Origin of the sequence: Sphingobacterium suaedae (assembly GCF_042684625.1) — a bacterium.
GTDB classification, from domain to species: domain Bacteria; phylum Bacteroidota; class Bacteroidia; order Sphingobacteriales; family Sphingobacteriaceae; genus Sphingobacterium; species Sphingobacterium suaedae.
This window is the reverse complement of sequence record NZ_JBHULR010000021.1, coordinates 243,875-265,911: the sequence shown is the minus strand read 5'-3', so window position 1 is coordinate 265,911 and position 22,037 is coordinate 243,875. Positions and strand designations below refer to the sequence as shown.

The following is a 22,037-nucleotide window of genomic DNA, read 5'->3' as shown; positions in this document are numbered from 1 at the left end:
CATTTTTTGCTAAGGAGAATAAGTAACTTTGCAAAAATATGATGGAAGTTTTCAACAATCCCCGTAAAGTTATTCTTACCTGTAATCGGCGCCTTTCCCCGTTTTTGGAACAGGAAGTCAGTGAGTTAGGTTTTAAAATTGTACGCTCGTTTAATACCGGTGTCGAGCTTAAAGCCTCCGTAAATGATTGTATACGCTTAAATTTAAATTTGCGCGTGGCCAGTCAAGTACTGTATGAGATAAAATCTTTTCGAGCACACAATGCGAACGAATTGTATAAAAATCTAGTAGACATTCCGTGGGAAGATCTATTGCCTTTTGATGGTTATTTCTCGGTAACTTCCCATGTGCATAACGAGACGATAACGACCCCCTTGTTCGCAAACGTTAAAGTAAAAGACGCCATAGTGGACCGGATTAAGGATAAGAAAGGTCTTCGACCAAATACAGGACCGGAGCTCAACAACGCGGTCATTCACTTACATTGGATGGATGAACGGGCCGAAATATTCCTCGATACCTCGGGCGAGACACTGGCCAAGCACGGGTACCGTAAGCATCCCGGAAAGGCTCCCATGTTAGAGGCGTTGGCCACATCGACCATCTTGGCGACAAAGTGGGACGGGAAATCGCCCTTTGTCAATCCTATGTGCGGATCAGGAACGCTCGCCATCGAAGCCGCACTCATGGCCCAAAACCGCATGCCGGGGCTGCAGCGCATGAACTATTCGTTTATGCACGTAGTGGGTTATAACGATGAAGTGTTCTTTGAAGAACGCCGTTTATTGAAGGAAAAAACCGATAAAACAAATCTTCCCGAGATCATCGCCTCCGATATTTCGAGTGAAGCGATTGAAATTGCAAAGCTGAATGCCCGTACAGCAGGAGTAGAACATTTAATTGAGTTTGAGGTCTGCGATTTTGCACAAACTACTATTCCAAAGCAAGATGGTGTCATTATGTTCAATCCAGAATATGGTGAGCGGTTAGGAACCCATAGTAAGCTGGAAGCAACCTATAAACGGATGGGCGATTTTATGAAGCAGGAGTGCAAAGGATACAGAGGCTATATTTTTACAGGAAATCCCGACTTGGCCAAAAAAATTGGATTACGCGCTTCCCGAAGATTTGAGTTTTTCAACGGTAAGCTGGATTGCAGATTACTACAATATGAACTTTACGAAGGAACAAAATAACCTCCCTTAGCATGCAGGATTTTATCGAGAAAACGGTCGCATTTGTGCGGGATACGTTAAAAGATGCGGAGTCGGGACATGACTGGTGGCATATAGAACGCGTCTGGAACAATACCAAACTTATTCTCGAAACGGAAGAGGCCGATCGGTTGGTCTGCGAACTGACGGCATTGCTGCATGATATTGCCGACAGCAAGTTTCATGATGGTGATGAAACCCTCGGCCCCCGTATTGCCGGCGAATTTCTACAGGAAATAGGCGTTGATCAAACGGTTATTGAACATGTACAAAAAATCATACGAAACATGTCGTTCAAAGCATCGTTGGGCGAAGTGGATTTTCATTCTAAAGAATTGGAAATCGTGCAGGATGCTGATCGGTTGGATGCAATTGGTGCGATCGGTATTGCCAGAGCCTTCAATTACGGGGGATACAAGAACCGGGAAATCCATAATCCCAACGTACCCATCGAACAAAACCTGTCTAAAGAAGCTTACAAGAACACTCAAGCTCCTACCATTAATCATTTTTACGAAAAATTGCTCTTATTGCGAGATAAAATGAATACAGAAACAGGCCGAACAATAGCTGCCGGTCGTCACGCATTTATGGAGGATTTTTTGCAACAATTTTATGGAGAATGGGCCGGAGAGCGATGAATTAATATTTTCTTAACTTGAATTGGGTATATTCGTTGTGCAAAATCAACCTCATATGTGCAACGGCCGGCTTATCATTTTTCTTTATTTCCTGATTTTCACGTCAGGTGCGTCCTTTGCGCAGACCGCTGCTGATTCGGTCGCTTTTAATGCGCACGTATGGAAAACCACCATCTTAGCAAAGGGGGTTGTCTGGAAACAGGCGCACTTTACGGATCTTTTTAATAGCGAACAAGAGATTAACCTAATCGAAATAAATCTCCGGAACACCAAGAGCCGCCTAAACTTGGCTGCCGAATCCCAACGATTACGGAAAACGTCGGATATGGCCAAAGAATACGATGCATTGGCCGCGATTAACGGCGGCTTTTTTGATATGAAAAAGGGCGGTGCAGTAGATTTTATCCAGGTCGATGGAAAGATCGTCAATCATACACAGGCTCCCAGTACACGGGCAAATGCTTTATTATTGGTGTCGCGGAAATCGCTAAAAATAACGCTGGCAGACGACAGTAGTTATGAACGTGCCCGTTATCCACATGTTTTACTTTCAGGCCCGCTGTTGTTACAAGACGGTAAAGAACACACCTTGTTAAAAAACGCTTTTAATGACAACAGGCATCCACGAACCGCCATGGGGATAACGAAAGACAATAGATTACTGTTACTAGTCGTTGATGGCAGAAATAGGCAGGCGCACGGTATGAATTTACACGAGCTTACAGACGTATTATTTTGGTTAGGCGCTAAAGACGCTATGAACTTGGATGGAGGAGGAAGCAGTTCGCTGTATATACGGGGTATGTCAACGACGGGGATTGTTAACCATCCGTCTGATAACAAGTTGTTCGACCATGCGGGCGAACGGCCGGTTGCAAATATTATTTATATCAAATAGAACCACTGAAAAAAATGAGAAAAACAGTAGTCGTGTTGACACTCTTGTCAGCTATTCATTTCGCCTCTTTTGCACAAACACAAATGATTGCACATCGCGGGGCTTGGAAAAATACACAAGCACCACAAAATTCATTGGCTTCGCTGGACAAAGCTGTTGAACAAGAAGCTTGGGGCAGTGAGTTTGATGTGCATTTAACCAAAGATGATGTCCTTGTCGTTAACCACGACCATGACTTCTATGGTCTGGATATTGCCACGTCGACCTACGAAGAGCTGTTGACAAAAAAACATCCCAACGGAGAACAAATTCCTACAGCTGAAGCATATCTGAAAGAAGGATTGAAACAACAGGGAACGAAACTTATTTACGAATTGAAAACCAATAAGCTTGGAACAGAGCGTACGTTGAAATCCGCTGAAATGGCGGTAGCATTAGTTCAGAAACTCAAAGCCGGAAAGCAGGTCGAATATATTGCTTTTAGTTATGAAGCCTGTTTGAAACTGCATGAGTTGGACAAAAAAGCGAAAGTACATTACCTCAATGGTGATAAATCTCCTGAAGAAATAAAAAAGGCTGGATTAAGTGGACTAGACTATCACCTGTCGGTCTACAAAAAAAATCCATCCTGGATAGCCGAAGCAAAGAAACTCAAGTTGAAAACGAATGTTTGGACAGTCAATAGAGAAGACGATATGCGTTACTTTATGGAGCAACGTATCGATTACATCACGACCGACGAACCGGAATTGTTAAATACGTTATTAAAGAAGTAATCCTATGAAAAAACTGTTTCTTGCCGCGTTATCGGTAATGATAGGTGGTTGCCTGTTGGCCCAAGACCTGACGGTTGCCTCGTTCAATATACGCCTAAAAACAACGTCAGACACAGGCAATCTTTGGGACGATAGAAAAATGGCGCTGACCAACTTGATCAAATTTCATGAGTTCGATATCTTCGGGATCCAAGAAGGATTTTACGAACAAGTGCAGGATATGAAAAGCCAACTGCCAAGCTTTGCGTATGTTGGTGTAGGAAGAGATGACGGCGCGCAGAAGGGAGAACATTCCGCCATTTTTTACAATACCAATCGTTTTAAAAAGATAAAAGATGGTACGTTTTGGTTATCCGCGTCGGATACAGAACGTCCGAATAAAGGCTGGGATGCGGCATTGCCAAGAATCTGTACTTGGGGAGTATTCGAAGATAAGGAAAACGGAAAACAATTCATCTTCATGAATACACATTTCGACCACGTAGGGATAGAAGCGCGACGCGAAAGTGCCAAACTCATCCTTGCGAAAGCTAAACAGTTTGCTAAAGATCTACCGCTGATCTTAACCGGTGATTTCAATATTGATGAACATAATGAAGCTTATTTCACACTTGCAAAAAGTGGTATTGTACAGGATGTGCATGATGTGGCGAGGATTGTTTACGAACCGAACTCATCGTTTAATGGTTGGGGGAAAAGTTTAAAACCAGTGGGACGCATAGATCATATTTTTATTACGAAACCATTTACGGTGCATAAATACGGAATTCTAACAGATACCTACCTCGGAAAATTCCCGTCCGATCACTTTCCTATAGTGAGTGTTCTGGCCTGGTAACAAATGTTATTTTTACGTAATTCTAAAGTGCACCCGTAAATAATTTCTTTACTTTGTAAAGAAAAAAATGGATCATGATAAAAGTCGTTTTAAAAATCAGTTTGGTTGTTCTTCTGCTAAGCAATTTTAGTGTGGCGAAAGCGCAAGTATCGTTGAAAGATATACTTGGGCAACTCGGGAGAGGTAGAGATACAACAAAAAGCACAACGGCAGCCTCTTCACAAACAAACACAAATACGCCTCGCAGCGGCACCGTAACGAAAGCCGAGGCAAACAATGCCATTAAGCAAGCTTTGGGAAACGGGTTGCAAGCAAGTATAAACCTCCTTTCGGCGCGTGATGGATATTTGGGCGATGCTGCTGTCAAGATTCTGATGCCCAAGGAAGCCCAAAAGGTCGAACAAACGTTGCGTGCGGTCGGCATGGGCGCGTTATGCGATAAATTTATTGCCAGCATGAACAGGGCGGCGGAAACTGCAGTAAGCGAAGCAGGAACTGTATTTGTAAATTCCCTGTCGAAGATGACCATTCAGGATGCATATACCATTCTCCTGAGTGGACAGAAAGACGCGGCCACGAGCTATTTTAAAACAAATACGACAACTGAATTGACGACTAGATTTAGCCCAATAATTGAATCTGCTATGGGCAAAAACAACGTGTCAGGATATTGGACTCAATTAACGACAGCTTACAATCAATTGCCTTTATCAGCAAACAAGATAGAAACCAATCTGGCCGCCTATGTCACGCAACGAGCAATCGACGGACTTTTTATCAAGGTAGCCGATCAAGAGTTGAAGATCCGGGATAACTTGGGAGGCTCCCGTACCACAGACTTGCTTGCTAAGGTTTTCGGTTGGGTAGACGGGCAAAAATAATATATTCCGTTAAGCTGGTTAGCACTATTTTACGTGCCATGTAGTCCAGTTTAGTTAAATCATTCTGCGTCATTTCCGCCTTAAATGACAGAGAAGTTTATACCAACAGTACGGTGTTGAACCACTAACCTACATGAATTCTGCGGTGAAACGTAGGGCGAATACAGACACATTGGATACGAATAAGGGCGGAGGACGAACCGCATTGTAGACTCCATTGTTTACATCTATTTGTTAATTAGTGTGTTATATTAAGATATCGGTAATCGCATAGAACTTCCTATTTTTGAACGGACAAAAGCGAAAGAAAAATGATTAAAGACATTAACAGTATACAGGATTTTCAAGTTGCGCAGCGCTTCATGCGTTACGTACAAATCGATACAGAGTCTGATCCGAATTCAACCACGTTCCCATCCACGGAAAAACAAAAAAACTTGAGTCGAATTTTGGTGGAAGAGCTCCAACAGCTCGGTATTACAGACGCTGAACTGGATGAATTTGGTTATGTGTATGCCACAATCCCGTCCAATTCCGATAAGCAAGTACCCGTCATTTGTTTTTGTTCGCATGTCGATACTTCGCCGGATTGCTCGGGGAGCGGAGTCAAGCCTATTATGCACGCCGACTACCATGGACAGGATATCGAGCTTCCGGATGATCCTTCTGTAGTTATCCGTTTTGTCGAACACCCCGATCTTAAAAATCAGCTTGGTAACGATATCATTACGGCAAGTGGTACCACTTTGCTTGGTGCCGATGATAAGGCGGGGGTGGCCGAGATTATGGATGCGGCACGTTTGCTGATGGCAAACCCAGGTATCAAACATGGAACAATCAAAATTTTGTTTACGCCCGATGAGGAGATCGGACGAGGCGTAAACTATGTGAACTTGGATAAATTGGGGGCTCGTTTTGCCTATACCATGGACGGGGAGAAAGCTGGTACTATTGAAGATGAAACATTTTCTGCGGATGGGGTGCGGATCGTGATCAATGGCGTGTCGGTACATCCTGGTTTCGCAAAAGGAAAAATGCAAAGTGCTTTGAAAGTTGCCGCTGGTATCGTCGCAGAACTTCCGCAAGATCGTTTATCGCCCGAGACGACATCAAAAAAAGAGGGATTCATACATCCTAACCATATCCAAGGGGGTGTCGATCGAGCGGAAATTGATTTGATCATTAGAGATCATCAAACCACCAACTTGAGTAAGCATGAGCAGGAGTTGCGAGAAGTGGTCGAACAAGTGGTGGATCGTTTTCCGGGCGTGACGTATGAATTTATCGTCAAGGAGCAGTACCGGAATATGAAAGAAGTACTGGATCAGCATCCACAAATTATGGAAATAGGATTGGAAGCAATTCGTCGCGTAGGCTTAACACCTGAGCGTCGCAGTATCCGGGGCGGAACAGACGGATCTCGGCTCTCCTTTATGGGACTTCCGTGTCCGAATGTATTCGCCGGAGGTCATGCATTTCACGGAAAAATGGAATGGGTAAGCAGACAGGATATGGAAAAAGCTGTGTTGACGATTCTTCACGTGGCCAACATTTGGGAAGAACAAGCGTAACGCTATATAACCATACCGACAAAACTAAGAATAATCAAAAAAACTCTTTAAAAAAGAACGATATGTCGAACGAAGTTTTAAAAGCAATACACTACCGTAGGACGGTGAATCAAAATAGCTTTACCGATCAAGAGGTAACAAAAGAAGATATCTTAACGCTACTGGAAGCCGCAAATGCCGCTCCCACGCACAAGCGTACACAGCCTTGGCGTTTTGTTGTGTTTCGGAAAGAGGGCTTGAACCGATTAGGTGCTGAATTGAGCCGGATTTATAAAGTGGTCACGCCTCCGGAAAAATATACCGAGGTTGCCGAACTGAATATGGCCAAAAAAGCGACGATGTCCAACGTGGCAATCGCTATAATTGTCAATTATACAGGCGAGCTTCCAGAATGGGAAGAGCTTGCGGCAACCTCTTGTGCAGTACAAAATTTGTGGCTAGCGGCACACGCACTCGGATTGGGTGGTTATTGGGCTTCTCCTGGTTTGATTAATCATTTATCCTCTTTTCTTGGCTTGACAGACAACCAGAAGTGTATTGGGCTCTTTTATCTGGGACACCACCAGAGCGAAGCACGGGAGCCCGTCCGATCGCCAATTGAAGATAAAACTCGTTGGGAAGAGTAGGCAAGATATAGGCAGGAACCCTCCGTCGCAGGTGGTGACGTGAGGGTTCTTTCCCCGTTTTTAACAGACCCATCCAGCAACCGAAAAAATCCTGTCATTTCGACAATTGATTTTTTACCTACGTTGTTATACGTTTTCCGCTTCTTTTAAGACGATGTTATTTCGCGAACGCTTCGGTAATTGCTTGCCCTCGCCAAGACTGAGGGGGCTTTATCCCTAAGATCCACGCGATAGTGGTCGCCATATCATAGGTGATGATATGACTGCTCAATGGAGTACCTTTTTTGACACCTACCCCGTGCATGATCCAAGGCACTTCGACTTCGTCCAGTGATTTACCACCATGCCCCTTGTCTTTTCCGCCATGATCCGAGGTGACGATTAGGATCGTTTGATCCGCAATGCCCGCGTCGCTAATCGCTTGTTTTATTTTGCCAATACGAGCGTCTACCTCTGTCAGTTTAGTATAGTATGCTTCGGTGCGATGACCAGCAGCATGACCTGTATGATCAGGCTCATCAAAATGAATAAACATGAACATCGGCTTTTCTGCTTTAATGACACGGATCGCCTCTTCTGTGCAAAGGTCTTCATTGTCATTGGCGGATACCACTGTGCTGATAGCATCTTTCTCGATAAGATAACCTATGCCCGGCCAGCTATACACGGCGGCTGTTTTCGCATGTGGTCTCTGCTCACGGATAACACCAAAGATACTGGGAAATAACCGGTAGCGGTTTTGTTCGATAGAAGGGATTTCTGGTGTCTGACTCCCCCATTCTGTATATCCGTGCATAGTGGGGCCTGTTCCCATCAACATCGATGCCCAGTTCACGGCGCTCGACGAAGGTAATACCGATCGTGCTTTCAGTGTCCAGGCCCCGTCCGACATTAAGGCCTTTACATGAGGCATGTCGGCTTGCGGAATGGCATACGCACCAAGCCCGTCGCAGCCAATTAGAATGATATGTTTAGCTTTTTTGACTTGTGCCTGAGCCGATGGCAACAAAAGCATCAACAATACAAAAGGAAAAAGTCGTTTCATAACGTTTGGTTTACTTGATCGAATGTAATAGTTTAGGATCTGTAAACAAAAAAATACACCTATTAAATTAAGCGCAATCGATTGGCTAAAATAACCAACGTAGCCTCCGCGGAAAGAATCAATACTGGCAAAAATTTTGCAGGTGCTATAGAAAAACAGTATGAGAAATTTTGTTCCAATGATTTTGCTTTGCGCAGGCTTTGCCTCGTGCACGCAGCCAACGACATCTGATAAAATGGTCACGGATTCGACAACTCATGAAGCACTTGCCGAGACGCAGGATACCGTACATACTTCTCAAAATTCTTTGGATTGGACAGGAACGTATGAAGGTACGATTCCTTGTGCAGATTGTCCGGGAATTAAGACAACGATTATCTTACATGACGACGAGACCTTCCAGGTGACCAGCGAATACCTCGATCGGGATCTAAAAGTGGAGGACACTGGGAAATTGATGTGGCACGACCATGGATCTGTCATACACCTAACCGGGAAAGAAACTGATATCAAACTGAAGGTGGGAGAAAACCAGCTTTTTCAACTCGATCAAGATGGACGTATGATTACCGGTGATTTGGCTGAAAATTATATATACAAAAAGAAAGACAAATAGAAAACGCGCGCCGGCGCGTTTTTTTAAAATGGTTACTAAAAAAGATCAGCAGATACGGGAGTGTAATTAATTCAGTATTATTGCATCTTCGGGGATACAAGATGCACACAAACAAAGAAACGCCGGAACTTACCACGTGGATATTATGGTTAATGACTATTCTATCGGGACTCGTAGTCGCCAATAATTATTATAATCAGCCGCTACTAGCGCTGATTGCTGCGGATTTTCGGGTCACGGAATCCGCTGTTAGTAAAATATCGGTTCTTACCCAACTGGGATATGCGGCTGGACTTCTGTTCATCGTGCCGTTAGGGGATAAGGTGCATCGCAAACGGCTTATCCTCATTGATCTGGCATTCGTTGTCGGCGCGCTCCTGCTCATGGCTTTTGCGAAAGAGATTTGGCTTTTGTTCGTTGCTAGCTTCCTTATTGGTGTCACGTCAGTTATTCCGCAGATATTCGTCCCCATGACGGCCGAGTTGTCCGCTCCCGAGCAAAAGTCCTCCAACATAGGATTGGTGATGTCAGGACTCTTAATGGGAATTTTATTATCCCGTTTTTTCAGCGGTATTGTCGGCGAATATTTCGGATGGAGGGCCATGTTCAACATTGCCGCCGGAGCAATGCTTGTTGCTTGGCTGTTGGTGTATATGTACTTGCCGGAGGTGAGACCGAATTTCGTAGGATCCTATCAGTCGCTCATGCGATCGGTCGGAAAGCTCGCCCGCTCACAACCGCGATTGCAACTCGCATCGTTCCGCGGAGCAATGGCATTTGGGGCGATGTCCGCCGTATTTACCACGTTAGTTTTTCATTTGGAAGAAGCTCCTTTTTATGCTGGGGCATCGATAGTCGGCAGTTTTGGCCTCGTTGGCGCTGTAGGGGCGTTAGCGGCAGCGTTTGTGGGACGACTAAATAAGCGGTTTACAACGTATCAACTGATTTATTTTTCCCTGTTAATCGTTGTGGGGAGTTGGGGATTTATCTATTTTGGAGGAGCAACATATATAGGTTTGGTTCTGGGTATTGTGCTCATTGATCTGGGCTTACAAAGTTCGCACATCATGAATCAGACAGATTACTTTTCAATACCAACCAATGCAACAAGCCGACTTAACACCGTCTACATGGTAAGCTATTTCATTGGAGGGGCTCTGGGAACCTACTTAGCAGGGATGGCCTGGCAATTCGGAAGATGGGACGGTGTTTGTGCCGTAGGCGCAACATTTAGCATTCTTGCATGGATTGCACATGTAGTATGGGCAAAGAAAGTGACGATGGATGTAGAAAAGGGAGACAGCTAAATTGGCTAGATTCTTAACCGCTCACGTATTTTCCAAACGGAAGCCTGCGAAGCAGATATATGGCCAGGATGCTTAGCGCCAAGGTCAGTAAAGCCGCAATTGGTACTTTCAACACGGTCGGAGCGATTATGAGTGGATGTATGTAGTTCAGCAATAGAATATGGATCAGGTAAATTCCAAAACTGTACAAATCTACGGCTTGTGCCCACCGAGGGATAGGGCGACGAATTAACTGTTTAAAAAGCAAAAAAACCGACCCCGCCAATAAGACATTGTTTAACCCGAGATAATTATATAGCGCAGGATCATACGCCCCTTGTTGTAAACTCAATAGGTAGGTTCCCCAAGTATTCAGCCCTCCTAGGCATACTACGAGGGACAAGCTTACGGCAATGGGTAGAGCAATGTTTCGTGCTGCTAAATAGTATCCGAAAACGAGATAGCCGACATATCCAGAAAAAAATGTAAGGTCGAGGGAGGGAAGATATGACCCGACTTTTTTGTTCAACAGCAGCAGGGAAAGCATCCAAAGCCCGATAAAAATTAAGATTTCCTTTTGCGATGCCTGAACGACGATCTTTTGTAAAAACGGTACTGCAAGATAAAGACCCAGAATCATATAGAGAAACCATAAATGAGCACTAGGTCCATGCAAGAGCTTGTCCAAACTAATTTCCACTATACGGCTTGCGAGTAATACATCAATAGGGGTGTAGCGATAAAAATAATAGACAAGATATACAACCAGCCAAAATAGAAATGGAAGTAAAACACGGATCATTCGTTTACGGTAAAATAAGCAAGTATCTTCGTTCTTGGGTAACAAAAGCGCTCCCGACAACATGACGAATAAGGGTACCGAAAATCGGGAAAAACTATGCAATATATTCGCATAGTGCCAGTCAAAACCATCTGCTGAAAACCGATTTAGATAGCCCGTCGATGCGTGTATAAGAATAACCAAAAACGTAGCCAGAACACGTAGGGCGCTTATGTAGTAAATTGGTTGTCTTTGCATGGCTAAAGGTAATAAAATTATTCTATCGGATTTCTGCAGTGCGTGAACCGCTTAGCATGAACCGGTTTGAATAGGTCGATCGGCTTCAAAGTGTCTGCTGTACATTCGTCAGGAATACGTCACTTTGGCAGAAAATAATCATAGGTATGGAGATGTATCGGTAAATTAACAGAATGGATAGACGTTGGAATAGGAGTTGAACGCTATCGAAAGGAGGGGTGAAATCGCGAGAGAATGGTTCACCTATCCGCCGAAAGCAAGCCAAGAATGGCGCATATACACTTTGAAAAAAAATAAGTAAATTGCAGAATGGGATTTGCGACAAAAAAGCCTAAACGTTGGGAACTCCAACAATTGACGTGGACATTTATATCGATTGCGATGTTTGTGCCGTTACCGGTTCATTTATTCCCGTTTGTAATGTTATCCCAAGCAAGAAAAAGTAAAATACGATCCTGGTATGTCACTGCTGTCGCGCTTCTTCTCGTGGAATTGACTTTATTCGCTTCCTTTATTGTCTTTTTCGGGACAATCTCACAAGGTATGCTCCTAACATTGGGGGGGTACGTAACTTCTTATATTGTCGGTAACGGCCTTCTTCTCAATCGAGCTAAACCCTACTTGCAACGCTTAGAATTAGCCGAAATAAGACCATTGGCGTGGATAGCGACTGCCTCATCTCGCGAAAGGCTACAGCAATTGCCGCAAGCGACATTGGATACACCCCAGCTCTTTATTGAACGTCTGCTCCATTGGCGAAAGGAAATCGATAATCGCGCTATCCATCAAAACATAGACCGAATTATACATCTGTTTCAACTTTTGGAAAAGAATGATAAGATAGAAGCTGAAAAATTTCTGGTCCGCCATTCAACAGTAGTTAATGTCCTAATGAAATACGACGAAATTGAAAATTCCAAACTGAATAACGCGGTAACGGCAGAATCAAAGAAAAAACTAGAAGATGTAATTAAAAAGGCAGCCATTGCCATTGAACAGGAAGTTACTAATCAGTTTAAAGCGGGTATCCTCGATGTATCTGCGGAAACAGATGTTTATATTCAAACGCTTAGAAATAGAAACCTTTTAAACGAATAAATTATGGCGAATCTGGATTTAACGACATACGACGATAACCAAGAAAACAAAAAAAATGAAATAGCTGTCAATTTCACAGAAGAGGAAAAGGCATTGGTGAAACAATACAAAGACAAAATTAATCTGACATCAACGACCGACGTCATTCAGTATGGCGTGGGTAGTCAAGTCAAGGTCAGTAATTTCTCAAATGAAATCTTGAAACAAGTCCGTACCAAGGATATGGGTGGAGCCGAAGATATATTGGTCAATTTGCGTTCGGACATTAAGTCGTTCGACGAAAACCTCAACAAAAAGCCGTTGATTCCCTTTTTCGATAATATGAAAAAGAAAGTGCAACGGATGCGAACGGAATATCAATCTGTAGAAAAAAATATTCATCAGATTGAATTAAAGCTAGAAGGACACTATAAGAACCTTGGAAAGGACGTGCATATTTTTGATAAATTGTTTACCGAAAATCAAGACTATTTTAAAGAGTTATCTTTATATATTGCCGCAGGGGAGGAGAAGTTGCAGGAGGCACACACCGTAACTTTGCCGCAAATGAAATCCGAAGCGGAAACATCTGGTGATCAACATAAGATCCAGGCATACAAAGATATGGAGCAACACGTGGTTCGTTTCGAACGAAAGGTGCATGATCTAAAGTTAACACGGATGGTTGTTCTGCAGACAGCTCCGCAAATACGGCTCATACAAAACAACAGCTCTGCACTCATGGAAAAGATTCAATCGTCTTTGGTCAATACAATCCCGTTGTGGAAGAACCAAATGGTACTTACGCTTGGCATCGCGCATTCGCAACGAGCCTTGGAGGCTCAAAAAGCAGTAACCGATGCAACCAACGAGTTGCTGAGAAGAAATTCGGAGATGCTAAAAGAGTCGACAATTAATATAGCAAAAGAAACCGAACGTGGCATTGTGGACATTGAAACCATCAAGAAAGCTAACCAAGACATCGTGTCTACTATCGAACAAGTGTTGCAAATTCAACGAGAGGGACGCGAGAAACGCAAAGTGGTAGAGCAAGAACTGTTACAAGCGGAGAATGAACTTAAGACACATGTCTTGAAATCTGCTAGCGATGATCATAAATTAATCAATTAATAGCATATGTAACGGGCTAGACATGAACAACGCTGACTTTTTCTAAAATCAGCGTTGTTCATGCCGGCATGCCGCCGTTTATACCGTATAGACTACAGCGGCAAAGAAAATGGAACATCGATTTCTCCACCAAAAGGAAAGCTAATGTTCAATGTATGGTCTATTTCTCCAGTCTGATCCAACGAGACATCACCGGTGGCAGCTTTAACTACCCATTGTGTGCGATAAAATTGTGCCGTCCCGTCTAATAACTTTCCCAGATTCCCAAACACGCTGATCAGCTGCTGCGCATCTTTCGCATAGATAAATGCTCCCCCCGTAGCTTTCGATTGGCCTAGTAACAGGTTAGCAGACACGTTGCCTAACCCGATATTATACAGGCGTACATGCTCCGTTAACGCGAAATCAATCACCTCTTGGGCAGAACGGCCATATTCCGTATCTTCGCCGTCAGTAAATGTTAAAACCGATTTTATCGGGCGCTTGCCTTCTAACGCGGTGTATCGAATTGCTTCGTACTGTGACGTGTACAATGGGGTACTGCCACCCTCTTGACCACGCAACCCTTCAATTTTAGGAATTAACAAAGCCGTGTCCGTGGTAAACTTTACCAAATCATGATACGTGCTGCCCGCAAAACTCCAGAGCGCTGCATTGCTGTTTTGGCCTAAGTTTCTACAGAAAATCTTTGCAGCGTCCAGTCGATAGTTGTCTGGATCGGTCGATGTTATGCTTCCGCTCTGATCCAGCAACATCAGCGCGCTGTATGCAGAAGCTGCTTGTCCATTGTGAAATGTCGTATGTTGATTGGCTACTGGATGGTCGTATCCGAAAAGATGCAGTGTATCCATCTGGAAATGCCCTGCATTCAATTGTGTTTCGATGTTTTTCGAATCCCGAAATACTGCTACGTCGATTTGAAAGCGTATTTCAGACGCTTTTTTCTCGAGAAGCACGATGTTCAGAATAGCGGCAGACGGCAGGGAGTTGTCTGCAATAGGTTCGATCACGGGCACTTCATCGTCATCTTTCTGACAGGAACATATCGGTAAAATCAAGACGAGCGTGATCAATGCGCCCCAAATTTTTCTTCGTAGTGTCATCATAGCTGTATATAAAATGATTAATACTACGAAGTTAAGGTCTAATACGGTCTCAAAAATTACACCAAAACAGGTAATTTACCGAACCTCGCTCCCACGGGTCAATCCTCCCATCGGCGTTTCGGGGTGCAACGGATTGCCTGCGTTTTGCGTAAGACAAGTGGTCTTTGGTCAAATCGGCTCTCCAACACGAGCGAATCAGCGTCGTGATAAGCAATACGATAACGGGGCAGGTATGTTCCCGTCCGATAACAGCCAGCGGTCTTATATTTTCCGTTTGCTTTGGTGTAGATTCCTTCACCAATTAGGCTATCCCCTCGAATGACGTAAACCGCTTTCGCATATTCGCTCCACTGTCCATTTTTATAACAGGAGTCCGAAATGCGCTGCGTCTTTGCATGCACCTGCATCGTTGTATAGATTGAATCGCAAATGAACTTAAACTGATGCAAGGTGTAATCCATCATGTCTGCTTGATGAGGAATACTATCCTGAATCCAAACACCCTGCAAATAAGCTGCACCTTCGGATTGCATTTCCGAATGACGCACACAGCCAATAGGAATAATGAGCATGCCTATTAGCGAGAATAGGCATGCTTTTATGATTTTATTTTTTTTTTGTTGTTGCGCCACTTAGTTATTTTAAGCTTCCAACCATATCTTCTGGTTTCACCCACTCATCAAATTGCTCCGCTGTCACATAGCCCAACGCAATTGCGGTTTCTTTTAGCGTCGAATTGTTTTTATGGGCAGTTTGTGCAATTTCTGCAGCTTTATAGTATCCGATTTTGGTGTTTAGAGCAGTCACGAGCATCAACGAATTGTCGACAAGCTCTTTAATACGAGCCTGATTCGGTTCGATTCCAATCGCACAATGTTCTTCGAAGGATACGCAAGCGTCACCAATTAGGCGTGCCGATTGTAAAAAATTTGCCGCCATAACCGGTTTGAATACATTGAGTTCGTAATGACCCTGTGTCCCACCTATTGTAATGGCTACATCGTTCCCCATGACCTGTGCCGCGACCATAGTGAGCGCTTCACATTGCGTAGGGTTTACTTTTCCCGGCATAATGGACGAACCCGGTTCATTTTCAGGAATTAAAATTTCTCCAATACCGGAACGAGGACCGGAGGCAAGCATGCGGATGTCGTTCGCAATTTTATTTAATGAAACGGCCAATTGTTTAAGCGCGCCATGCGTCTCCACAATGGCATCATGGGCTGCTAATGCTTCAAATTTGTTTGGTGCGGTCACAAAAGGAAGTCCCGTGAATTCAGCAATATATTGGGCGACCAATACGTCATAACCCTCGGGCGTGTTCAAGCCTGTGCCGACAGCAGTTCCGCCAAGCGCTAGCTCCGAAAGGTGTGCGAGCGTGTTCTTTACCGCTTTCAGGCCATAATTTAACTGAGCTACATATCCAGACAATTCTTGACCTAATGTGATGGGTGTGGCGTCCATCAAGTGCGTGCGGCCAATCTTCACCACTTGCATGAACTCTTCCGATTTACGCTGTAGGGTGTCACGTAGCTTTTCTACGCCAGGAATAGTGACCTCGACAACAGCTTTGTATGCCGCGATGTGCATACCGGTAGGGAAGGTGTCGTTGGATGACTGTGACTTATTGACATCATCATTGGCTTTCAATACGGGTTCTCCTTCGCCAATTTTTCCTCCAGCCAATACCTGTGCACGGTTCGCAACAACCTCGTTTACGTTCATATTCGACTGCGTACCTGATCCTGTTTGCCAAATAACTAGCGGAAACTGATCCTCTAACTTCCCAGCCAAAATTTCATCACATACGGCAGCGATAGCATCGCGCTTCTCAATAGATAGTACTCCTAACTCGTGGTTGGCAAATGCAGCCGCTTTTTTTAAATAAGCGAAACCTTCAATGATTTCTTTCGGCATCGAAGCCGAAGGGCCAATTTTAAAGTTGTTACGTGAACGTTCGGTCTGTGCTCCCCAATATTTATCCGCAGGAACCTGAACTTCGCCCATCGTGTCTTTTTCTATTCTGAATGACATAATTTAAAACGTATTTATTTGAAAACAAAGTTAATGAAAATAATAGAGAAGCGAAGACAAATAGGCGCTTACCTTGCTTGCTCTGGCGATACCTTTACATACCTAAACGCTTGTTTATACGCTCCTGTATGTGGTGATATAGTTGTTTCGGCTTCAATGTACGCCACGGGAACGAATTCAGGTCTCCGCCGAAGTGTATATAATAATCAATACCTTGTGTCTTAAACTCTTGTATAACATGATCCCGGAAATTTAGGGCCACAATCCAGCCATCATCGATATCTTCATACCATTCTTCATAATATGAATCATCTGATCCATGAAAATTCAACACATTTTCGCCGATAAGCAGAAATTTATGCACCCCTTCCGCCGTCATCATATCGATCACCTCCCGCTTTAAAAGCATGATATCGTTATAGATGGCATCGTTCCATTCGCCTATCAATTCTATGATGCTGAATCCTTTTTCGTAATCCACATATAAAATCTTTAGGTAGAGTGTTTGTGAACCAAAGTCATCCCACTGCGGATGCAGTAAAAAATTGTAAATCTGTTTGTCAAATTCAAACTCACTGTAGGTTACGCCATAAAATGGCGACTTTTCATCCTCCGACGCGATGTAGTCATCCCGCCAATTATAATAGGGCTCAATCTCGTGCACGGTACATGTATATTAACTAATCAAACATAGAGAAAGTTGATCGGAAACGCAAATACGCAGGGACAACGAAAAAAAATAGGATGTTGTCTGAAATATTACGAAAATATTATGAACAATACCGTTTTTCAATTGTGTTTCTTTAAATACATTGTTAACTTACATTCAATAATTTGAGAAAACTATATTAATTTTGCAACCTAGAACTATCCATGCAAAAAGGCACTAAACGGAATATATTTGTTGCGGCAACTTATGCTGCTGTGCTGCTTTTGGGTATACTCTTAGGACAGAACTATGTGGATGAACAAGGCAGTAAACCAGGAAGTAGCTTGGTTCCTATCGGTCTGTCCAATAACAGTTGGAAAATTCAACAGCTTATCGACTTAATCGCTAATGCTTATGTGGATAGTGTCGATGTTGATTCCGTCCAAAATGGAGCCATCAATCATATTATTTCTCATTTGGATCCATATTCCAGTTATTTGGTGCCTAACGAAGCACAACGCCAAACCGAGATTCTAGAGGGAACTTTTGAAGGCATTGGTATGGAGTACTTCAATCTGAACGATACGCTCATGATTGTGTCGCTCATTCAAGGAGGCCCAGCAGACAAGGCTGGTTTTAGAGTCGGCGATAAACTGCTGAAAATAGGGAACAGAACGGTTGCTGGAGTAAATGTTTCTCGAGAACGAGTCGAGAAATTGATCCGCGGGCGCCGCGGAACGGCGCTTCAGATCCACGTGCGTCGGGACGACCAAGAATTAGAGAAACCCATAACCGTAGTGCGCGATCAAGTGACGGTTAGTTCGTTGGATGTTGTGTACATGATCCGTCCCGGAATCGGTTATCTGAAAGTCCGGCGTTTCGGAATCAACACAGGCGATGAATTTCGTCAGGCCGTGATCGAGCTCAAAAAGCAAGGGGCTGAAAAGCTAATCCTAGACTTGCGCGATAATGGTGGTGGATATTTTCATATGGCCATTCGGATGGCCAGTGAATTTTTTCATGATCGTAGACTAGTTGTGTATACCGAAGGGGCTCACGAGGAGAGACAGGAATATTTTTCCGACGAGAGCGGTAATTTCGACCAAGGAGACCTCGCCGTATTGATTAATGAAAATACGGCTTCGGCCAGTGAAATCGTAGCGGGTGCGGTACAGGATTGGGACAGAGGGATCATCATCGGACGACGTTCCTATGGAAAAGGGATCGTCCAAGAGCAATACGATTTTTCGGACGGATCAACCGTCAACCTCAGTATTGCCCGTTATTTTACGCCGTTAGGAAGGAGCATTCAAAAAAAATACACGGCCAACTGGTCGAACATGGTCGATTTCAATTCAATGTATCGCGGACTTTGGGCGCTAGATACATTATACGCACACGGAAAAGCCTATAAAACAGGAGCCGGCAAGCAAGTGTATAGCGGAGGAGGTATTCTGCCCGATATACATGTCTCGCAGGATTCCAATGCCTTGAATCTGCTTTACCAGGATCTCATACAATATAGTTTTATCGAGCAGTTTGTCTATACCCGATTCCCCAAGTTGTTGCCGGCGTATTCCATCGAGAACTTTTTGCAAGGGTATCACTTACCCGAAAGTGAATACCAAGCATTTATTGCGTTTGTCCGTTCGGAAGGGTTTATTATTTCCGATCGAAAGAAAAATGATCTACGAGCTGTTATCGAAAGTGATATTGAAGCGTTAGTCGGTCGGTATTATTTTGGGAGAGAAGCATACTTTAAAGTGAAAAATCGCCGTGACGCATTTGTCAAACGAGCGTTGGATCTTTTCGATCCGCCCGTATCGTAGCTTATTTTTCGAGCTCGATATCCGCCCAAACCGGATAATGATCCGATAATTTTTCCTTGATAATGTGGTATCTATTAATGGCAAATTTCTTGCTGCATAGGATGTAGTCAATTTGAAAAAGGGGCAACATTTCATAATGCGTTACACCCCATCCTTGGCCTTTTTCTTTAAACGTATTTCTGAGCCCCCGGCCCACGAGGTTTACGCTATACGACATAGGCGTGTCGTTGAAATCGCCCATAACGATTACCGGGTAGCGGGTAGAGTCTATGTGTGCACGCAGGGCTTCGGCTTGACGACCCCGTCGTTCAAAAGCATACTTGAGCTTACGGCCGACACGTCGGGTTGCGTGTTCGTCAGCAGGCGTAGTGGACGGATTTTGAATAAATTCTTTGTCTTCACTTTGTAACCCAAAAGAGCGTAAGTGCACATTGTAAATCCGTATCGTATCTCTATTTTTTACGATATCGGCGAAGATAATCCGGTTAATTCCATATTCGTTTTTCGTAATGACACCGGAGTGAACAATCGGAAACTTAGAAAAGATAATTTGTCCATATCCTTCGTGTTCACTTTTCATGGCGGGCTCAAAGTAATAGCTTTTAAAGCCTACTTCTTTCTTGATGCGCTGAGTCGTTTGCTTGGTTCCTTTAATCTTTGAGAAATATTCTTGAAAACATACGACATCCGGATCGGTTTTTTTTAAAAGATGTAACACCTCGTTTTTGACATCTTTATCCGCACTTTTTTTTACGACCTGAAAGAGGTGCGCATTGAACGTCATGACACGCATCCCGCTATCTGTTTTAAGCTCTTGGTCCTCTTTACTTCGAAAACCCATATGCTGGGTAAGTAAGCTCCAGCCGCCGAGAACAGGAATAAGTGTGAACAGCGCATACTTAGGCTTCCGTAGTAGCCAGTAAATTACGAAACCGATATTAACCAATAGAATAGGAAGGTAACCTAATCCGAAAAACGCAAGCGGCCAAATTGTTTTCGGGTTAATGAAAGAAGCCGCATAACTCAGCAACAAAAAAAGAACGGCAATTACGTTGCAGAGAAGGATAACTTTGCTGAAAATACCTAGGTTTTTTTGGAAGAGATTTCGTTTTGTCATGATTGTCGATCACCCTTACTTGCTTTGAACAGTACTTCTTTTTCCTGTGAAGTTAAGCTTTCGTAGCCGCCTACCGAAATTTTATCTAATATTTCGTCAATCTCTTCTTGGTTCGGTAGGTCTGATTGATGGCGATAAGGATAGGCCGTCGTTTGAATTTTATTTTTATGGACGACTTTAAGCCGGCTCCGTTTTTGTACTTTCCAAAAGAGGCTGAGGTCCTTCCCATTCCGGAGCGCCTGTGTAAACAATATGCCCCAAAAGACCATGACCAAAAACGATACACCCCCGGCTTTGTTGACTAGAGAAATAAAAATAAGTTCCAGCGCGACATAGATGATGGCTATCGTTTTTAATTGAACATTACCAAATAAAAACAGGCGCACTTCAGATCGGGGGACTAATGTCGCCACCGCTGCGACAAGTGCGCCGATGGCAAAGGTCGACGTGTGCATCGACACCTGCACGCTACGTTGTAGCGCGGAGATAAAACCGAGGCCTACATAGACTGCTCCGCCCAGCATAAGCGACGAAATAAACACAAACAGGAATTGCCTCTTGTTCAGAAATGTAAGAAACATCGATCCCATCCAATACAGCCATAGACAATCAAAGATGAGTTCGAACAGACCTGTGTACAAAAACGGATAGGTAATGATCGACCACGGTTGTTGAAGGAACCGATTAAAGGACAAAGGTAGACTCAAATGGTCGACAGCCAAGTCATAAACCGAGATCTGAAGTAAACCAACCTCTTTAAATAAATCAAAAAGGTGGATAAGTACGAAGAGTAAAACTTGTACAGATATGATAAAAGGAATAGGCGAACGACCCTGATAGGTATCGCGCCAAAATGCTTTTAACACACTTTCTTTCATATCGAATATTCGTTCTTATTTAATTCTAACCATCTCAAAGATAGCAACGTTCTTGTTAAATACCTTTTCGAACTCCCCAGATTTTTATTAAAATATAGCCGAAAAGCGCTCCTCCTACATGGGCCAAGTGCGCAATTGATCCCCCCGCGCTCGAAAATCCCAAATATATTTCGATTAAGATCAAGATAGGAATGAATACTTTCGCTTTAATCGGCACCGGAATAAAAAACAAGTAGAGCGGCATGTTCGGGAAAAGGTACGCAAATGCAAGTAGTAGTCCATAAATTGCACCCGAAGCGCCTACTAGTGGTGTCCCGTAGATGGATACCAACGTGGAAAACTGCTCTTGCGTCACACTTAAATTGGCGGAGACACGGTTGTTAAGCATGTCGAAATTCAATAGACTTGATGCTTTTACGGTTCCAGCAATCTGATAAACTTCTATAGCTTGCACGCCGTATTGTAATATCAGTGCACCGATACCACATACTAAATAAAAATTTAAAAAACGCTTCGAACCGAGCATATGTTCAATAATAGGCCCAAACATCACCAACGAAAACATATTAAAGAAAATATGACTGAACCCGCCATGCATAAACATATACGTAATAATCTGCCAAACTTGGAAAAATGGAGAATCAGGATAAAATACGCCAAAGAATCGAGTTGATTGATCAAAGATCGCGGATCCAATGAAACAGATCACATTAATGATCAATAGGTTCTTTACTACCGGTGTTAAATTAGAAAAAAGGTTATTCATATGTGTTGGTGATATCGGT

General features: G+C 43.5%; 22 protein-coding genes. 13 read left to right on the top strand and 9 right to left on the bottom strand.

What is annotated here, in order from left to right:
• The first annotated feature begins 41 nt into the window (after positions 1 to 41).
• The 8 genes from ACFSR5_RS20430 to ACFSR5_RS20395 all read left to right on the top strand — a co-directional run bounded on the left by ACFSR5_RS20430 (position 42) and on the right by ACFSR5_RS20395 (position 7,445).
• Positions 42 to 1,196 carry a THUMP domain-containing class I SAM-dependent RNA methyltransferase gene (locus ACFSR5_RS20430; protein ID WP_380906594.1) on the top strand — a complete coding sequence of 385 codons (1,155 nt, stop codon included), beginning with the start codon at positions 42 to 44 and terminating at the stop codon, positions 1,194 to 1,196.
• An 11-nt stretch (positions 1,197 to 1,207) separates the two neighbouring features.
• Complete coding sequence (locus ACFSR5_RS20425) at positions 1,208 to 1,855, top strand: HD domain-containing protein (protein ID WP_380906431.1); 648 nt, start codon at positions 1,208 to 1,210, stop codon at positions 1,853 to 1,855.
• 55 nt (positions 1,856 to 1,910) lie between these two features.
• A complete protein-coding gene (locus ACFSR5_RS20420; protein WP_380906430.1) occupies positions 1,911 to 2,753 on the top strand; it encodes a phosphodiester glycosidase family protein in 843 nt (280 codons plus the stop codon).
• A gap of 14 nt (positions 2,754 to 2,767) precedes the next feature.
• Positions 2,768 to 3,529 carry a glycerophosphodiester phosphodiesterase family protein gene (locus ACFSR5_RS20415; protein ID WP_380906429.1) on the top strand — a complete coding sequence of 254 codons (762 nt, stop codon included), beginning with the start codon at positions 2,768 to 2,770 and terminating at the stop codon, positions 3,527 to 3,529.
• A 4-nt stretch (positions 3,530 to 3,533) separates the two neighbouring features.
• Positions 3,534 to 4,367: an endonuclease/exonuclease/phosphatase family protein gene (locus ACFSR5_RS20410; RefSeq protein ID WP_380906428.1), complete on the top strand. Its 834-nt coding sequence runs from the start codon at positions 3,534 to 3,536 to the stop codon at positions 4,365 to 4,367.
• 74 nt (positions 4,368 to 4,441) lie between these two features.
• Positions 4,442 to 5,248, top strand: a complete 807-nt coding sequence (locus tag ACFSR5_RS20405; protein ID WP_380906427.1) for a DUF4197 domain-containing protein — start codon at positions 4,442 to 4,444, stop codon at positions 5,246 to 5,248.
• A 311-nt stretch (positions 5,249 to 5,559) separates the two neighbouring features.
• On the top strand, positions 5,560 to 6,819 hold the full coding sequence (gene pepT, locus ACFSR5_RS20400) for a peptidase T (protein WP_380906426.1): 1,260 nt from the start codon (positions 5,560 to 5,562) through the stop codon (positions 6,817 to 6,819).
• Between the two features lie 62 nt (positions 6,820 to 6,881).
• Positions 6,882 to 7,445 carry a nitroreductase family protein gene (locus tag ACFSR5_RS20395; RefSeq protein ID WP_380906425.1) on the top strand — a complete coding sequence of 188 codons (564 nt, stop codon included), beginning with the start codon at positions 6,882 to 6,884 and terminating at the stop codon, positions 7,443 to 7,445.
• Positions 7,446 to 7,602: 157 nt separating this feature from the next.
• Here ACFSR5_RS20395 and ACFSR5_RS20390 read toward each other — a convergent pair whose 3' ends face one another.
• Positions 7,603 to 8,490 carry an alkaline phosphatase gene (locus ACFSR5_RS20390; protein WP_380906424.1) on the bottom strand — a complete coding sequence of 296 codons (888 nt, stop codon included), beginning with the start codon at positions 8,488 to 8,490 and terminating at the stop codon, positions 7,603 to 7,605.
• 160 nt (positions 8,491 to 8,650) lie between these two features.
• Here ACFSR5_RS20390 and ACFSR5_RS20385 point away from each other — a divergent pair, with 160 nt between their 5' ends.
• The gene (locus tag ACFSR5_RS20385) at positions 8,651 to 9,106 is read left to right on the top strand and encodes a copper resistance protein NlpE (protein WP_380906423.1); all 456 of its coding nucleotides are present in this window, start codon (positions 8,651 to 8,653) and stop codon (positions 9,104 to 9,106) included.
• A gap of 101 nt (positions 9,107 to 9,207) precedes the next feature.
• The gene (locus tag ACFSR5_RS20380; protein WP_380906422.1) at positions 9,208 to 10,413 is read left to right on the top strand and encodes an MFS transporter; all 1,206 of its coding nucleotides are present in this window, start codon (positions 9,208 to 9,210) and stop codon (positions 10,411 to 10,413) included.
• A 13-nt stretch (positions 10,414 to 10,426) separates the two neighbouring features.
• On the opposite strand, the gene ACFSR5_RS20375 is transcribed toward ACFSR5_RS20380, so the two are convergent.
• Positions 10,427 to 11,431, bottom strand: coding sequence for an acyltransferase (locus tag ACFSR5_RS20375; protein ID WP_380906421.1), 1,005 nt, complete (start codon positions 11,429 to 11,431; stop codon positions 10,427 to 10,429).
• A 309-nt stretch (positions 11,432 to 11,740) separates the two neighbouring features.
• On the opposite strand from ACFSR5_RS20375, the gene ACFSR5_RS20370 reads away from it, so the two are divergent.
• Positions 11,741 to 12,529, top strand: a complete 789-nt coding sequence (locus ACFSR5_RS20370) for a hypothetical protein (RefSeq protein WP_380906420.1) — start codon at positions 11,741 to 11,743, stop codon at positions 12,527 to 12,529.
• A 3-nt stretch (positions 12,530 to 12,532) separates the two neighbouring features.
• Positions 12,533 to 13,639: a toxic anion resistance protein gene (locus ACFSR5_RS20365; protein WP_380906419.1), complete on the top strand. Its 1,107-nt coding sequence runs from the start codon at positions 12,533 to 12,535 to the stop codon at positions 13,637 to 13,639.
• 92 nt (positions 13,640 to 13,731) lie between these two features.
• Here the strand turns inward: ACFSR5_RS20365 and ACFSR5_RS20360 are convergent, their stop codons facing one another.
• The 4 genes from ACFSR5_RS20360 to ACFSR5_RS20345 all read right to left on the bottom strand — a co-directional run bounded on the left by ACFSR5_RS20360 (position 13,732) and on the right by ACFSR5_RS20345 (position 17,443).
• Positions 13,732 to 14,745 (bottom strand): vWA domain-containing protein, encoded by a 1,014-nt coding sequence (locus ACFSR5_RS20360; protein WP_380906418.1) that lies wholly within the window; start codon positions 14,743 to 14,745, stop codon positions 13,732 to 13,734.
• A gap of 98 nt (positions 14,746 to 14,843) precedes the next feature.
• Positions 14,844 to 15,377 carry a fumarate hydratase gene (locus ACFSR5_RS20355; protein ID WP_380906417.1) on the bottom strand — a complete coding sequence of 178 codons (534 nt, stop codon included), beginning with the start codon at positions 15,375 to 15,377 and terminating at the stop codon, positions 14,844 to 14,846.
• A 4-nt stretch (positions 15,378 to 15,381) separates the two neighbouring features.
• Positions 15,382 to 16,779 carry a class II fumarate hydratase gene (gene fumC / locus ACFSR5_RS20350; protein ID WP_380906416.1) on the bottom strand — a complete coding sequence of 466 codons (1,398 nt, stop codon included), beginning with the start codon at positions 16,777 to 16,779 and terminating at the stop codon, positions 15,382 to 15,384.
• 94 nt (positions 16,780 to 16,873) lie between these two features.
• A complete protein-coding gene (locus ACFSR5_RS20345) occupies positions 16,874 to 17,443 on the bottom strand; it encodes a hypothetical protein (protein WP_380906415.1) in 570 nt (189 codons plus the stop codon).
• A gap of 209 nt (positions 17,444 to 17,652) precedes the next feature.
• Here ACFSR5_RS20345 and ACFSR5_RS20340 point away from each other — a divergent pair, with 209 nt between their 5' ends.
• Positions 17,653 to 19,257, top strand: a complete 1,605-nt coding sequence (locus tag ACFSR5_RS20340; protein ID WP_380906414.1) for a S41 family peptidase — start codon at positions 17,653 to 17,655, stop codon at positions 19,255 to 19,257.
• A 1-nt stretch (position 19,258) separates the two neighbouring features.
• Here the strand turns inward: ACFSR5_RS20340 and ACFSR5_RS20335 are convergent, their stop codons facing one another.
• From ACFSR5_RS20335 to ACFSR5_RS20325, 3 genes are read right to left on the bottom strand one after another with little or no spacing between them, the layout of a single operon-like run.
• Positions 19,259 to 20,374: an endonuclease/exonuclease/phosphatase family protein gene (locus tag ACFSR5_RS20335; protein WP_380906413.1), complete on the bottom strand. Its 1,116-nt coding sequence runs from the start codon at positions 20,372 to 20,374 to the stop codon at positions 19,259 to 19,261.
• A complete protein-coding gene (locus tag ACFSR5_RS20330) occupies positions 20,371 to 21,252 on the bottom strand; it encodes a rhomboid family intramembrane serine protease (protein ID WP_380906412.1) in 882 nt (293 codons plus the stop codon). The genes ACFSR5_RS20335 and ACFSR5_RS20330 overlap by 4 nt, the downstream gene beginning before the upstream one ends.
• Positions 21,253 to 21,307: 55 nt before the next feature.
• The gene (locus tag ACFSR5_RS20325; RefSeq protein ID WP_380906411.1) at positions 21,308 to 22,018 is read right to left on the bottom strand and encodes a rhomboid family intramembrane serine protease; all 711 of its coding nucleotides are present in this window, start codon (positions 22,016 to 22,018) and stop codon (positions 21,308 to 21,310) included.
• Positions 22,019 to 22,037 lie beyond the last annotated feature (19 nt).